The following is a 13,308-nucleotide window of genomic DNA, read 5'->3' as shown; positions in this document are numbered from 1 at the left end:
TGGAGCCCTAACCCCTGGATAGCCCTGGGCCGGGCGCGCCGGCGGCAGGGATGGCATAACGCTCTTTTCCTTGGGCGCACAAAAGCGTAGAATATGGCCCAAGGGAGGGCCCATGCGCAAGAAGCACGACTGGCTCAGGGAGACGTACCAGAAGAGCCTGGAGAAGATGCCCGAAAGGCCCGTGGCCCACCGCACCCTTTCGGACATCGCCCCAGAGCCCCTTTACACCCCCGAGGACATCGGGGTCCTGGACCCCGAGTACGAGGAGAAGCGGGGCTACCCCGGGGAATACCCCTACACCCGGGGGGTCTACGGCTCCATGTACCGGTCCAAGCTCTGGACCATGCGCATGTTCGCCGGCTTCGGCACCGCCGAGCAGACCAACGAGCGCTTCAAGAAACTTCTAAAGGCGGGCCAAACCGGCCTCAGCGTGGCCTTTGACCTGCCCACCCTCATGGGCTACGACTCCGACCACCCCCTCTCCAAGGGAGAGGTGGGCAAGTGCGGGGTGGCGGTATCCAGCCTGGCGGATATGGAGATCCTCTTTGAGGGGATCAACCTCGAGGAGGTCACCACCTCCATGACCATCAATAGCCCCGCCAACGCCATCTGGGCCATGTATCTGGCGGTGGCCAAGAAAAAGGGCTACGACTGGAAAAAGCTTGGGGGCACCATCCAAAACGATATCCTGAAGGAGTTCATCGCCCAAAAGGAGTTCATCTTCCCCCCAGAGCCCAGCGTGAAGCTGGTCATCGACACCTTTGAGTGGGGGCCTAAGAACGTCCCCAAGTGGAACTTCATCTCCGTATCCGGTTACCACATCCGGGAAGCGGGCTCCACGGCGGTGCAGGAGCTGGCCTGGACCCTGGCCGACGGGTTTGAGTATGTGGAAGCCGCCCTCAAGCGTGGCCTGGACATCGACGAGTTCGCTCCCAGGATCAGCTTCTTCTTTGATGTCCACAACGACTTCTTTGAGGAAATCGCCAAGTTCCGCGCCGCAAGGCGCATCTGGGCCAAGGAGATGCGCCACCGCTATGGGGCCAAGAACCCGCAAAGCTGGGCCCTGCGCACCCACGCCCAGACCGCTGGGGTCTCCCTCACCGCCCAGCAACCCCTCAACAACATCGCCCGGGTGGCCATCCAGGCCCTGGCCGCCGTCCTTGGGGGCACCAACAGCCTCCACACCGACGCCTACGACGAGGCCCTGGCCCTGCCCACGGAGGAATCCGCCACCATCGCCCTGAGAACCCAGCAGATCATCGCCTACGAAAGCGGGGTCACCCACACCATTGACCCCTTGGCGGGGAGCTATTACGTGGAGTGGCTCACCGACGAGATGGAGCGCCAGGCCATGGCCATCATCCAGGAGATCCGCCGCATGGGAGGGGTGGTGCGGGCCATTGAGGAGGGCTACTTCCTCCGGGAGCTGGCCGAGGCCAGCTACCGCTACCAGCAGGAGGTGGAGCGCAAAGAGAGGATCATCGTAGGGGTGAACGCCTTCACCGACGAGATTCCCCTGAAGGTTCCCATCCAGCTGGTGGACCCCGAGGTGGAACGGGTCCAGGCGGAGCGCCTGGCCCGGGTGCGCCGGGAGCGGGACCAAAAGCGGGTGGAAGAGGCCCTGGCTGGCCTGCGCCGGGCTGCGGCGGAAGGGCAGAACACCATGCCCCACTTCGTGGAGTGCGCCTTGGCCTACTGCACCCTGGGGGAGATGATGGACGTCTTGCGGGAGGTGTACGGCACCTACCAGGAGCCCGCCTACGTTTAGGATGGGGTTATGGACCGGCGCATACGGGTGCTCATCGCCAAGCCCGGGCTGGATGGCCACGACCGTGGGGCCAAGGTGGTGGCCCGGGCCTTAAGGGATGCCGGCATGGAGGTCATTTACACCGGCCTACGGCAAACCCCCGAGATGATCGTCTCGGCGGCCATCCAGGAGGACGTGGACGCCATTGGGCTATCCATCCTCTCGGGGGCCCACATGCACTACTTCCGGGAGGTTAAAAGGCTTTTGGACGAGCGGGGAGCCTCGGACATCCTCCTCTTCGGGGGAGGGATCATCCCCGACGAGGACGTGCCCAGGCTGAAGGAGCTAGGGGTGGCGGCGGTGTTTGGCCCCGGGACCAGCACCCAGGAGATCGTGGACTTCCTAAGGCGGGCGGTGCCGGAGCGCTGGCAGGCCCAGGGCTTAGCATGAAGGCCATCCAGCTTTACTATCCACCGGAATGGGCCCACTGCTATGGGTGTGGCTACCTGAACCCCATGGGCCTCCACATCAAAACCCACTGGCACCCCCAAAAGGCCCAGAGCGAAACCCGCTTCACCCCAAGCCCCCACCATACCGCCATCCCTGGGTACGTGTATGGGGGGCTTCTGGCCTCCTTGGTGGACTGCCACTCCACCGCCACCGCCGCCGCGGCTAAGGCCCAGGCCGAGGGCCTGGACCTGGAACGCCATCCCCTCCGCTTCGTCACCGCCAGCCTCAAGGTGGACTACCTAAAGCCCACCCCCCTGGGCCCGGAACTCCTCCTGGTGGGCCGGGCCAAGGAGGTGAAGGGGAAAAAGGTGGTGGTGGAAACCGAGCTTTACGCGGAAGGCGTGCTCACCGTGCGGGGGGAAGCGGTGTTGGTGCAGATCACCGAGGGTTTTGGTCTGGAAAATAGCGCTCCAAAACACGGATGAGTTCCGAAAGCGCCTCGGCCTTTGGCGAGGCCACCAACACCAGCTCCAGCCAAGCCTCTTCCAGCGTCTTTTTCAAGGCGAAAAGCTCGGGGCCGGGAAACACCTGGCCTATGGCCACCGCTTGGGTGCGCTCATAACACTCCTGCTTTTCCGCCTGGAGATGGCGAAGGGTTTGCTGGGCATCGTAAAGGGCCGCCTCCAGCTGGTTGATGCGGTCGTGCAAGGGCTTCTCCTCCTGGCGCCTCCTTTGGGCCTGCTGCAGGAACCACCTCTCCCACTCGTCATCCCAGTGCATGGCCTTAGGATAGGGTCGCCCCCAAAGCCTAGGGCGTGATCTCGGCACAAGAGGGCCGAATCCCTGGCTCGAGGGCCCTCACTTGGGCGCACCCCATCGCGCCTCCCGAAAACGTTCCAGGAGGAAGAGGGCCAGGGCTAAGGCGATGAGGTAGGGGCGAAGGGGCAAGGAGGAAAGCGGCACCCTTCCCAAATCCTCGAGGGCCAGAAGCCTTCCCCCAGAGGTCTCGGCCAGGGCCCTGAGAATCCCTTCCCCATCCCTGGGGGTCCACTCCCCGGGAAGGGGTAGGGTTAGGGGAAGGCGGCGCTTCCCGTCTAAGAGCACCCCCGGTTCCCCAGCCAGCACCTCGTACCGCTCCGGACCCGTGGGCACCAAGGGCACCTCCCTTCCCCCGCTAAGGAAAAGGGGGTTCTCTAAACGGCCCAGGACCACGGCACGCACCTGGTGCCCCTCAGGGTAGGTATAGAGGGCCAGGGCCTTTTGGCTTCCCATGAGGTAGCGGGCAAGCCCCCCAAAAAAGGGGGCAGCCCCTTCCCAACCTCGCCAGGACCGGGAAAGGTCGGTGGCCAAGGCGGCCACCCGCCCTTCCCCCCGCTCCCCCATGGCCAAAACCGCCCGCCCCTCGCTCTCCACAAGCACCTCCGCCCAGGGCTCGGCCCGGGCCGGCAGGAGAACGGAAAGGGGGGGTGGGGAAAACCCTTGGGTGAGGGGATGGGGCCTGGCTTGCACGGGGAAACGGCCCTCCAGGCGCTCGCCTTGGAACACCTCCTGCCCCTCCCTCAGGAAAAGCCGGGGAAGTTCCTGGGCGGTGGCCGCCTGGTAGTACCGCCCCCCACCCCGCTGGGCCAGCTTCTCCAAGAAGGCCCGGTCGGCGTCAGGACCTAAGGCCATGGTGCTCACCTCGAGGCCCGAGGCCTCCGCCAGGAACAGGATGGGGTCCTGGGAATCGGAGATGAGACCGTCGCTCAGCACCAAAACCCCCTTGCGCTCCACGGGCACATCCTGAAGCAGCCTGACCGCCTCCCGGAAGGCAGGGCCTAGGACCGTCCCACCCCCAGCCCGCACGGAGAGGAGAAGGCTTTCCGCCTCCTTTTTGCCCTGCTCGGTCATGGGTCGCGGAGGGAACAGCACCCGGTGGGTGGAGGAAAAGAGGACCACGCCCAGGTAATCCTCCGGCGCCGCCGACCGCACCAGTTCCAAGGCCCCGGCCACCGCCAGGGAAAGCTTCTCCCCCTCCATGCTTCCGGAAACATCCAGGACCAGGACCAAGGCCGCCCCCTTACGGCCCAGGGGCTTTAAGGGAAGGTCTTCCGGCAAGACCCGGTCCCAGCCACCGAAGAAAAGGCCCTTGGGGGTGGCGGTGAAAAGAAGCCCTCCCCCCCGGCGCAGATACTCCCTTAGGGCCTCGGGGGCTCCTGGGGGAAGGTCCAGGACCCCCAGGCCCACCACCACCAGGTCGGCCTCCAAGGGCAGGCGGAAGGGGCCCTCCTCCACCTGAAAACCCTGGGCCTCCAGGTAACGGGCCAAGGCCGGATCCCCCAGCACCAGGGCCTGGCCGCGGTCGGCAGGTTCCAGGCTCACCTGGGCCTCGCTCCTGCCCCAGGCGCCCTCCACCACCGCCCGCACCTGGGCCTTCTCCGTAAGGGAGAAGGTGTAGGCCAGGGTTTTGCGACCCTCCACCCGGAGACTCTTTTCCACGGACCCCCCAGGACCCTCCACCCTAAGCCGGGCCTCCACGGGCACGGGGGCCTCGAGGACCACCCCCACCCCCACCGTCTCCCCATAAAGCGGGTAAGGCGGGGGCAAAAGCCCCACCGCCACATGGGGCTTGGGGGGCACGTACACCGCATCCAGGGGGAAAGGCGCCGGTATGGGGGCAAAGAGCCCATCGGAGACCAGCACCACCCGGTCAGGCCTAAGGGCTAGCGCCTCCCTAAAAGCCGCCCCCAGGTCCGTCCCTTCCCCAAGGTCCAGCCTACGGGCGGTGGGTGAGGGTAGCCGGGCCACCCGCTCGGCAAAGGCCAGGTAGATCCCATCCCTAGGCAAACGTTCCGCTAGGGCAAAAACGCTATCCCGAGCGGAAGGGGAAAAGTCCAAGAGGTACACCACCCGCCCCGGTAGGGGCCATGCGGGGCCCAGGAAGGCCAAGAGGAGAAGCACGAGAACCCCTAGCCGGAGCATAGCCTCATGCTAGGGCTGGGGGAACCCCTCAGTCCATCCAGTGCCCGAGCTTCTCCTTTTTGGCCTGGAGGTACCGCTCGTTGTGGGGATTGTCCCCGGCCCGCAAGGGAAGGCGCTCCACGATCTCTATGCCGAAGCCGGAAAGGGCCTTTACCTTGCGGGGGTTATTGGTGAGAAGGCGCATCTTGCGCACCCCCAGGTCGTAGAGGATCTGGGCCCCCACCCCGTAGTCCCGTAGATCCGGAGGAAATCCCAAGGCCAGATTGGCCTCCACCGTGTCCAGCCCTTGGTCCTGCAGGTGGTAGGCCCGGATCTTGTTGATGAGGCCGATTCCCCGCCCCTCCTGCCTCAGGTAGACCAAAACCCCCTTCCCCTCCTGGGCAATCCGCTCCAGGGCCAGGTCCCGCTGGAAACCACAATCACACCTTAAGGAGTGCAGGGCATCCCCGGTGAGGCACTCGGAGTGCATGCGCACCAGGATGGGCTCCTCAGGCTCCCAGCTTCCCATGACCAGGGCAGCGTGCTCCTCCCCGGTGAGGCTATCCCGGTAGCCCAGGATGCGGAACTCGCCAAACCGGGTGGGCAAAAGGGCCTCCGCCTCCCGCCTCACGTAGAGATCCCCCTTCTCCAGGCGATAGCGGATGAGGTCGGCAATGGTGCCCACCTTTAGTCCATGCCGCTTGGCGAAGCGTAGCAGGTCCGGCAGGCGGGCCATGCTGCCATCCTCCTTGAGAATCTCAATGAGGCTTCCCACAGGGGTAAGCCCCGCCAGGCGCAGGAGGTCCACCGTGGCCTCCGTGTGCCCGGCCCGCCTCAGGACCCCGCCGGGCCTCGCCACTAGGGGAAAGATGTGCCCCGGACGCCGGAAGTCTTGGGCAGTGGCCCCGGGGTCAGCCAGAAGCCTAAGGGTGGCCGCCCGCTCAAAGGCGGAAATCCCCGTGCTGGTTCCTCGAGCATCCACGCTCACGGTGAAGCGGGTGCCCTGGGGATCCTGGTTCCTCTCCACCATGAGGGGCAGGTCCAAGGCCTGGGCCCGCTCCTCGGTGAGGGCCACGCAAAGCAGGCCCCGGCACTCCTTGAGCATAAAGTTCACCCACTCCGGGGTCACGTGTTCCGCCGCCATGATGAGGTCGCCCTCGTTTTCCCGGTCCTCGTCGTCCACCAGGATCACCGGGCGGCCTTGGCGGAGTTCCTCCAGGAGTTCCCTAACGCTGGCCAAACCCTCCATCATTCCCCCTTCATCAATCGTTCCAGGTAACGGGCGATGAGGTCCACCTCCAGGTTCACCCCATCCCCCACCCTCAGGCTTCCCAGGTTGGTGACCCTTAGGGTGTGGGGGATCAGGGTCACGAAGAAGGCATCCCCCTCCAGCCCCGCCACCGTGAGGGAAACCCCGTTTAGGGCCACGCTCCCCTTTTCGGCGATGTAGCGGGCCAGTTCCCGCGGCGTGCGGAAGTAGTAGTCCCGGGCCCCTGGGGTCTCCCGGATGGCCACCACCTCCGCCACCCCATCCACATGCCCGGTGACGAAATGCCCCCCAAGCCGGTCCCCCACCCTAAGGGCCCTTTCCAGGTTGGGCCGGTGCCCCACCCGCCAGGTGGGGGCGGTGCGGCGCCGGGTCTCCTGGGCCAACTCCACCCAAAACCCCTCCCCATCCACCGCCACCGCGGTGAGGCAGACCCCGTCCACGGCCACGGAATCCCCTACCTTAAGGTCGGAAAGCACCTCTTGGGCGGCAATCCGCACCCTGAGGAAGGGCCCTTCCTCCACCCCTACGATCTCGCCCGTTTCCTCCACCAGTCCCGTGAACATCATCCCTCCGGATAGGCCTCCAGCCAAAGATCCTCTCCCAGCCATTCCCTACGCACCAGCCTGAGCCCTTTGGCCTCGGCCATGCGCTCCACGGCAAACCCCTCCAACAACCCCTTCCCCTCCCCCAAGACCTTGGGCGCCACGAAAAGGGCCAGCTTATCCACCAAGCCCCTTTGCCAAAAGGCTCCGGCCAGCCTGGGACCGCCTTCCAACAAGACCCCGTCCAGGCCCTCCTCCAGCAGGAAGGCCAAGGCCGCTTCCAGGCTCACCCTTTCCCCTTCCCGGGGAAGCTCCACCACCCTGGCATCCACCCCCTCGAGGACCCTAAGCCGCTCCTTGGGAGCGCCTCTGCCCACCAACACGTACACCTGGGCAGGCTCCTCCCGGGGCCCCTTCTGGAAGATGCGAGCGGTAGGAGGGGTGCGGCCTTCTGTGTCCAGGACCACCTTCACCGGGTCCCTAAGGGGCGGGGGCTCCAGCATGAGGGGGAAGGGGCGGAAGTCGGGCTCCCGCACGGTGAGCCAGGGATCGTCCTGCAAGACCGTTCCCACCCCCACCATCACCACGGGAAGCCACTGGCGGTAGGCCTGGGCCACGCGCCGGCTTTCCTCCGAGGAAACATAGCGGGCATCCCCGCTCAAGGCCGCCACCCTGCCGTCCAGGGTAAGGGCCGCCTTGAGGAGCACAAAGGGCCGGCCCTTTCTTTGCCGGTGGAAGAAGACCTCGTTCTGTTCCCGGGCCTCGGCCTCCAGAAGCCCCGCCTCCACCTCCACCCCCCCCGCCCGAAGGCGCTCTAAACCCCCTTGGGCCAAGGGGTTGGGGTCCTGGGCCGCCACCACCACCCGGGCCACCCCCGCCTGCAAAAGGGCTAGGGAGCAAGGAGGGGTGCGGCCATGGTGGTTGCAGGGCTCCAAGGAAACATAGGCGGTAGCCCCCCGGGCCAAGGGCCCTGCCTCCTTTAGGGCAAAGACCTCCGCATGGGGCTCCCCGGCCTTAGGATGGTACCCCTCCCCCACGATCCGCCCATCCCGCACCAGCACCGCCCCCACCAAGGGGTTGGGGTGGGTGTGGCCTCGAGCCCGTTCGGCCAGCTGCAACGCCCTACGGAGAAAACGCTCGTCCAGCTCTCGCAAAGACCCTCCTTCTCCCATCCGGACTTTCACCGTCGGCCCCGGAATTCCACCGGGTCGGGCCCCAAAGGGGCTTCGCGGGCTTTCACCGCCGGTGGGGACTTCCACCCCGCCCCGAAGGAGGTGCCCGCAGGCACCAACCCCACTTTACAACCACCAGGAAGGTCACAAGTTGGGATGCCCTACCCTCAGACCCTCGGCCCGGGCCGATACCCGAAAGTGGGCACCCAGGGGGAGAAACCAGAACTTCCAAGGACAAACCTGCCACCCCTATGGCGGCCTCGGAGAAACCCAAAGGGAGGTCCTGGTACCGGCGTACCCGCGTCCGCACGCTGGGTAGGTCCTGCCTGGAGAGAAGCCCTCCGGGCCCCCTAGCCCATCCCACGCTCCACCCAGCGGGTCACCTCGGCCCAGATGGCCACCGGAAGGATACGGGGCCCGGTCGGCCCCCTTATGACCTCCTCTACGCATTTCAGGAAGGCCTACAGGGCAGAGGTATCCAGGACCACAACGCTCCTTTCCCCATGCCCTCTCCCACCAGGCCTCTGCCCTACGGCCTGGGACCCGGGTGTCCTTCTGCCCAAGGACTTAGGAGAAGGGGAGGCCAGGTAGCGCGCCAACCCCTCCCTTATGGGCTCAGCCGCAGACGCTTCACAATATAGCCAAAACAAAATAAGGGGCCTGTAAAGGCCCCTATCCCCTTGGTGGAGGTGGGGGGAGTCGAACCCCCGTCCGAAAGTCCCTACGGCAGGCCTCTACGCGCGTAGTCCGTGTTTCGGGTGTCCCCCTGGCTTAGCCCACGGACAGGCGGCCAAGGGCAAGCTCCGCTTGTTTTCGCCTTGGGTTACGGAGCCTAGCCAAGGCTAGCCGGGTTTGTGTCCCCGCTACCGTGAGCCCCCGGCAGGGCTTCCGGGCGGGGTCGCGGTCTTAAGCCGCGAGAGCGTAAGCAGGCTTGTTGGCCTTTATTCGTTTGCGGGTTTTTACGAGGCCACCCGCACCTCGGCGCGCCACCTGCCCTCGGCGACCCCCGTCGAGACCGTTCACCCCCATGTCCTAAGCCGGGCTCGGACCGGCAAACTTGAGTGTAACAGGCTAAAGGGGTTGTAGTCAAGGGGGTTTTGGGTGTAAACTGAGCCCAGTGCTCCCAAGGGAGGGGGGTGGGTGTAAGCCCACCCTTCCTTTGTGAAGGGAGGTAGGGAGGTGCCTGTGGACCTTTGGCGGTTGGTGGAGGAAGCGGTAGGGCCCCTGGACCTCGAGGTCCTGGAGGTGCGGGAAGCCCCCGGGGAGGTCCTGGTCCGCCTGGAACGTAAGGACGAGAGGCCCATCAGCGTGGCGGACCTGGAACAGGCCAGCCGGGCCATTGAGGCGGTCTTTGACCGGGAGGACCCCATCCCGGGAAGCTACCGCCTTTTGCTGGAGTCTCCCGGCCCCAAGCGCCCCCTCTTCACCCGCCGACACTTTGAGCGCTTCCAAGGCCTTAAGGCCAAGGTGCCGGGGCCGGAAGGCTTCGTGGGACGCATCCTCCGGGTGGAGGAGGACGTGGTGGTCTTCCAGGTGGGCCAGGAGGAAAAACGCCTCAGGATCGGTACCTTCCGCGCCAACCTCGCCGAGTGGCCCGAGGAGCCTAGGTAGACAACACTACAGACGGGATACAGGGAGGAGAGATGAACCGGGAATTCATAGACGCCATGCAGCAGCTGGCCTTGGAGCGGGGGGTTACCACCGAGGAGGTCCTCGAGGCCTTCAAGGAAGCCCTGCGCAAGGCCTACATCAAGCGGCAGAAGGGATACCGCAAGGAAGAGATAGATGCCGGCAAGGGCCCGGAGGTGGACGTCTACATTGATCCCCAGACCGGGCGCATTGAGATGGTGGAGGTCCGCCGCGTGGTGGAGAAGGTGGAGGACCCCGACAAGGAAATCGCCCTCTCCGAAGCCCTGGAGTACGACCCCGAGGTCCAGGTGGGCGATGAGATGGAGTTCCCCATTGACCCCGAGGGCCTTTCCCGCATGGCCATCCAAGACCTGCGCCAGATCCTCACCCAGCGCCTCAAGGAGTCCGAACGCAACCGCATCTACAACGAGTACAAGGACAAGGAAGGCCAGGTCCTCACGGGGGTGGTGACCCGGGTGGACAACCGGGGCAACGTCTTCGTGGAGCTGGGCCGGGGAGAGGCCTACCTTCCGAAGAGCGAGCAAATCCCCACCGAGCGGTACTATCCCGGCCAACGCCTCAAGGTGTACCTGAAGAAGGTGGACCGCTCGGCCAAAGGCCCTTCCTTGATCGTGAGCCGGGCCCACGAAAAGCTTCTGGAACACCTATTGAAGCAGGAGGTCCCCGAGATCGCCGAGGGCATCGTGGAGATCAAGGCCATCGCCCGCGAGCCCGGCCGCCGCAGCAAGGTGGCGGTGATGACCCACAACCCCAACGTGGATCCCATCGGGGCCTGCATCGGCCACAAGGGGCAACGCATCCAGGCGGTTTCCGCGGAACTGGGCCGGGAAAAGGTGGACATCATCCTCTGGGCCAAGGACCCCAAGGAGTTCATCCGCAACGCCCTCTCCCCCGCCCAGGTGGGTTCCATTGAGCTGGACCCCGATGGGCAGAAGGCCCGGGTCAAGGTGACCAAGGACCAGCATTCCCTGGCCATCGGCACCGGGGGGCAGAACGTACGCCTGGCTTCCAAGCTCACGGGGTACGAGATCCACTTTGAGGAGGCAGAGATCTCCGACCTGGACGAGGCCATTCGCAAGGCCGCCAGGGAGGAAACCGAAACCACCAGCCGGGCCAAAGAGGAGTTTGAGAAACTCTTCCGGAATCTTTCCGAGTAATGGCGCAGCACATCCCCATCCGCATGTGCGTGGCCTGCCGCAGAAGGCGGCCTAAGGGAGAGCTTTTGCGGATTCTCTTCACGGCGGAGGGGTTTCGCCTGGACCCCACGGGGAAACTGCCGGGCAGGGGGGCCTATGTCTGCCCCGACAACCCCGAGTGCTGGACGGAAAAGAAACTCCGACGCTTTGCCGGGGGCCGGGCGAAGGCCTTGTCGGAAGCGCTTACCACCCTTTTAGGAGGTACGGATGGCCAAAATACGCATCTACCAGCTGGCTAAAGAGCTGGGCATGACCAACGAGGAGCTGCTGGAACTCCTGGACCAGATGGGGGTTCCCTACAAATCCCACGCCTCCACCCTTTCCGAGGAGGATGCGGAGGCGGTGCGGGAACTGGTCAAGGAGCAACGGGGTCTAAAGGAAAAGCTGGCCGAAGAAGAGCGCAGGAAAGCCCTTCCTAGAAGGCCTCCTGTGGTGGTCATCATGGGCCACGTGGACCACGGGAAGACCACCCTGCTGGACTATCTGCGCAAAAGCCGCATCGCCGAGAAGGAGGCGGGGGGGATCACCCAGCACGTGGGCGCCTTTGAGGTGAAGACTCCCCAGGGCACGGTGGTCTTCATAGATACCCCGGGGCACGAGGCCTTTACCACCATCCGGCAGCGGGGGGCCAAGGTGGCGGACATCGCCGTTATCGTCATCGCCGCCGACGACGGGATCATGCCCCAGACGGACGAGGCCATCGCCCACGCCAAGGCCGCCGGGGCCAGGATCCTCTTCGCCCTCAACAAGATGGACCTGCCCCAGGCCAACCCCGACCGGGTCAAACGGCAGCTCATGGAGCGGGGTTTCGTGCCCGAGGAGTACGGGGGGGAGGCCATCGTGGTGCCCATCAGCGCCAAGACCGGCCAGGGGGTACAGGACCTCTTGGAGATGATCCTTCTCATCGCCGAGCTGGAGGACTACCGGGCCGACCCCAACGCCGAACCTAGGGGGGTTATCCTCGAGTCCCGGCTGGACAAGCAGGCGGGGATCATCGCCAACATGCTGGTCCAGGAGGGCACCTTCCGGGTGGGGGATTACGTGGTGGCCGGCGAGGTGTACGGCCGCATCCGGGCCATGATGGACGCCGACGGCAACCAGCGCAAGGAAGCGGGACCGGGTAGCGCCGTGCAGGTCCTGGGCTTCCAGGAACTTCCCCACGCTGGGGATGTGGTGGAATGGGTGCCGGACCTCGAGGCGGCCAAGGAGATTACCGAGGAGCGAAAGGAGGAGCGAAGGGCCCGGGAAGAAGCGGAAAGGGAGCGCCGCCCCAGGACCATGGCCGACCTCCTGCGCGCCCTACAGGAGGAGGGGCAGAAAGAGGTGAACCTCATCCTGCGGGCGGATACCCAAGGGTCCTTGGAAGCCATCCAGCACATTCTGGCCAAGGAGAGCACCGAGGAGGTGAAGATCAACGTCCTCCTGGCCCAGGTGGGGGCCCCCACCGAGTCCGATGTCCTCCTGGCGCAGACCGCCAACGCCGCCATCCTGGCCTTTGGGGTAAACCCCTCCGGTGCCGTGAAGAAGGCGGCGGAGCAAAAGGGGGTCCTCCTCAAAACCTTCCGCATCATCTACGACCTCATCGACGAGGTCCGGGCCATGGTGAAGGGGCAAAAGGAGCCCATATACAAGGAGGAGGTCCTGGGCCGGGCCGAGGTGCGGGCCATCTTCCGCCTGCCCGGAGGCAAACAGGTGGCAGGATGCATGGTCACCCAGGGCAAGGTGGTGCGGAGTGCCGAGGTGCGGGTGTTGCGCAAGGGGGAGGAGATCTGGAAGGGCAAGATGGCCAGCCTGAAGCGCTTCAAGGAAGACGTGCGGGAGGTGGCCCAGGGTTACGAGTGTGGCATTGGCCTCGAGGGGTTCGACGACTTCCAGGAAGGGGATGTCCTTGAGGTTTTCCAGATGGTGGAGGTGCCGGCGTAGGAGCTTCCCGGCGGTGGTCCTCCCTCAGGAGGCATCCCATGGCCCCTAGCCTCCCCTTGGGGTATCCCGGGCAGCCGATCCTGGGGGGTGCCTGGGGAAGGCCGGGACTCGTCCTGGCCATCCTGGCCCTCGCCCTCCAGGGCCTGCCCCCACCACCCCCGGACAGGGGAAAGGCGGAAGCAGGGCTTCATGCGAAGGGGCCCGCCTGGGTCCTGAAGGAGGAACGGCAAGGGAGCGGGACCACCTCCTTGGCCCAGGCTCCCACCCGGCCTCCCCATCTCCCCAGCAAACCCCAGAACCGAAAGGCCCCACCGCCCGTGCCAGGGACCCTTTCCCCATCCCACCTCTACCTTCTCTACGGCCGCCTCCAGATGGATGGAGGCTAAGGCTTGGGTTCCCTCCGGCGCCGGCTCCAGCC

General features: G+C 65.4%; 13 protein-coding genes, 1 other RNA gene and 1 riboswitch. Of the genes, 8 read left to right on the top strand and 6 right to left on the bottom strand.

Annotation, left to right across the window (positions count from 1 at the left end; all coding sequences use genetic code 11):
* Window positions 1–112: 112 nt before the first annotated feature.
* From L0D16_RS00910 to L0D16_RS00900, 3 genes are read left to right on the top strand one after another with little or no spacing between them, the layout of a single operon-like run.
* On the top strand, window positions 113–1,768 hold the full coding sequence (locus L0D16_RS00910) for an acyl-CoA mutase large subunit family protein (RefSeq protein ID WP_243029458.1): 1,656 nt from the start codon (window positions 113–115) through the stop codon (window positions 1,766–1,768).
* 9 nt (window positions 1,769–1,777) lie between these two features.
* Window positions 1,778–2,197, top strand: a complete 420-nt coding sequence (locus L0D16_RS00905; protein ID WP_243029457.1) for a cobalamin B12-binding domain-containing protein — start codon at window positions 1,778–1,780, stop codon at window positions 2,195–2,197.
* A complete protein-coding gene (locus L0D16_RS00900; RefSeq protein WP_243029456.1) occupies window positions 2,194–2,682 on the top strand; it encodes a PaaI family thioesterase in 489 nt (162 codons plus the stop codon). Before L0D16_RS00905 ends, L0D16_RS00900 begins: the two co-directional genes overlap by 4 nt.
* On the opposite strand, the gene L0D16_RS00895 is transcribed toward L0D16_RS00900, so the two are convergent.
* From L0D16_RS00895 to ssrA, 6 genes are all read right to left on the bottom strand, one after another.
* Entirely contained in the window at window positions 2,636–2,977 is a 342-nt protein-coding gene (locus L0D16_RS00895; RefSeq protein WP_243029455.1) for a hypothetical protein, read from the bottom strand. The genes L0D16_RS00900 and L0D16_RS00895 overlap by 47 nt on opposite strands.
* Window positions 2,978–3,055: 78 nt before the next feature.
* On the bottom strand, window positions 3,056–5,158 hold the full coding sequence (locus L0D16_RS00890) for a VWA domain-containing protein (RefSeq protein WP_243029454.1): 2,103 nt from the start codon (window positions 5,156–5,158) through the stop codon (window positions 3,056–3,058).
* 28 nt (window positions 5,159–5,186) lie between these two features.
* On the bottom strand, window positions 5,187–6,386 hold the full coding sequence (locus L0D16_RS00885; protein WP_243029506.1) for a bifunctional 3,4-dihydroxy-2-butanone-4-phosphate synthase/GTP cyclohydrolase II: 1,200 nt from the start codon (window positions 6,384–6,386) through the stop codon (window positions 5,187–5,189).
* A complete protein-coding gene (locus L0D16_RS00880; protein WP_243029505.1) occupies window positions 6,386–6,970 on the bottom strand; it encodes a riboflavin synthase in 585 nt (194 codons plus the stop codon). The genes L0D16_RS00885 and L0D16_RS00880 overlap by 1 nt, the downstream gene beginning before the upstream one ends.
* Window positions 6,970–8,103: a bifunctional diaminohydroxyphosphoribosylaminopyrimidine deaminase/5-amino-6-(5-phosphoribosylamino)uracil reductase RibD gene (gene ribD, locus L0D16_RS00875; protein WP_243029453.1), complete on the bottom strand. Its 1,134-nt coding sequence runs from the start codon at window positions 8,101–8,103 to the stop codon at window positions 6,970–6,972. Before ribD ends, L0D16_RS00880 begins: the two co-directional genes overlap by 1 nt.
* Window positions 8,104–8,105: 2 nt before the next feature.
* A riboswitch (FMN riboswitch) is annotated at window positions 8,106–8,226 on the bottom strand.
* A gap of 576 nt (window positions 8,227–8,802) precedes the next feature.
* Window positions 8,803–9,148: a transfer-messenger RNA gene (gene ssrA, locus L0D16_RS00870) on the bottom strand.
* Between the two features lie 158 nt (window positions 9,149–9,306).
* Here ssrA and rimP point away from each other — a divergent pair.
* Genes rimP through L0D16_RS00845 form a run of 5 tightly spaced genes read left to right on the top strand, consistent with a single transcriptional unit; the run spans window position 9,307 to window position 13,276 of the window.
* Window positions 9,307–9,732: a ribosome maturation factor RimP gene (gene rimP, locus L0D16_RS00865; protein ID WP_243029504.1), complete on the top strand. Its 426-nt coding sequence runs from the start codon at window positions 9,307–9,309 to the stop codon at window positions 9,730–9,732.
* A 32-nt stretch (window positions 9,733–9,764) separates the two neighbouring features.
* Window positions 9,765–10,928, top strand: coding sequence for a transcription termination factor NusA (gene nusA / locus L0D16_RS00860; protein ID WP_243029452.1), 1,164 nt, complete (start codon window positions 9,765–9,767; stop codon window positions 10,926–10,928).
* Window positions 10,928–11,206 carry a YlxR family protein gene (locus L0D16_RS00855; RefSeq protein WP_243029451.1) on the top strand — a complete coding sequence of 93 codons (279 nt, stop codon included), beginning with the start codon at window positions 10,928–10,930 and terminating at the stop codon, window positions 11,204–11,206. The genes nusA and L0D16_RS00855 overlap by 1 nt, the downstream gene beginning before the upstream one ends.
* Window positions 11,175–12,890, top strand: a complete 1,716-nt coding sequence (gene infB, locus L0D16_RS00850; protein ID WP_243029450.1) for a translation initiation factor IF-2 — start codon at window positions 11,175–11,177, stop codon at window positions 12,888–12,890. The genes L0D16_RS00855 and infB overlap by 32 nt, the downstream gene beginning before the upstream one ends.
* A gap of 38 nt (window positions 12,891–12,928) precedes the next feature.
* Window positions 12,929–13,276, top strand: a complete 348-nt coding sequence (locus tag L0D16_RS00845; protein WP_243029449.1) for a hypothetical protein — start codon at window positions 12,929–12,931, stop codon at window positions 13,274–13,276.
* The last annotated feature ends 32 nt before the right edge of the window (window positions 13,277–13,308 follow it).

The organism is Thermus altitudinis (assembly GCF_022760835.1).
Lineage (GTDB): Bacteria > Deinococcota > Deinococci > Deinococcales > Thermaceae > Thermus > Thermus altitudinis.
The sequence above is the reverse complement of the archived record's forward strand: the minus strand, read 5'-3'. Positions and strand labels throughout refer to the sequence as shown.

Coding starts and splice junctions, on each gene's coding strand:
- L0D16_RS00895 (WP_243029455.1), bottom strand. CDS start 2,977: ATGCACTGGGATGACGAGTGGGAGAGGTGGTTCCTGCAGCAGGCCCAA.
- L0D16_RS00880 (WP_243029505.1), bottom strand. CDS start 6,970: ATGTTCACGGGACTGGTGGAGGAAACGGGCGAGATCGTAGGGGTGGAG.
- nusA (WP_243029452.1), top strand. CDS start 9,765: ATGAACCGGGAATTCATAGACGCCATGCAGCAGCTGGCCTTGGAGCGG.
- L0D16_RS00855 (WP_243029451.1), top strand. CDS start 10,928: ATGGCGCAGCACATCCCCATCCGCATGTGCGTGGCCTGCCGCAGAAGG.
- L0D16_RS00910 (WP_243029458.1), top strand. CDS start 113: ATGCGCAAGAAGCACGACTGGCTCAGGGAGACGTACCAGAAGAGCCTG.
- L0D16_RS00845 (WP_243029449.1), top strand. CDS start 12,929: ATGGCCCCTAGCCTCCCCTTGGGGTATCCCGGGCAGCCGATCCTGGGG.
- L0D16_RS00885 (WP_243029506.1), bottom strand. CDS start 6,386: ATGGAGGGTTTGGCCAGCGTTAGGGAACTCCTGGAGGAACTCCGCCAA.
- infB (WP_243029450.1), top strand. CDS start 11,175: ATGGCCAAAATACGCATCTACCAGCTGGCTAAAGAGCTGGGCATGACC.
- L0D16_RS00900 (WP_243029456.1), top strand. CDS start 2,194: ATGAAGGCCATCCAGCTTTACTATCCACCGGAATGGGCCCACTGCTAT.
- L0D16_RS00890 (WP_243029454.1), bottom strand. CDS start 5,158: ATGCTCCGGCTAGGGGTTCTCGTGCTTCTCCTCTTGGCCTTCCTGGGC.
- L0D16_RS00905 (WP_243029457.1), top strand. CDS start 1,778: ATGGACCGGCGCATACGGGTGCTCATCGCCAAGCCCGGGCTGGATGGC.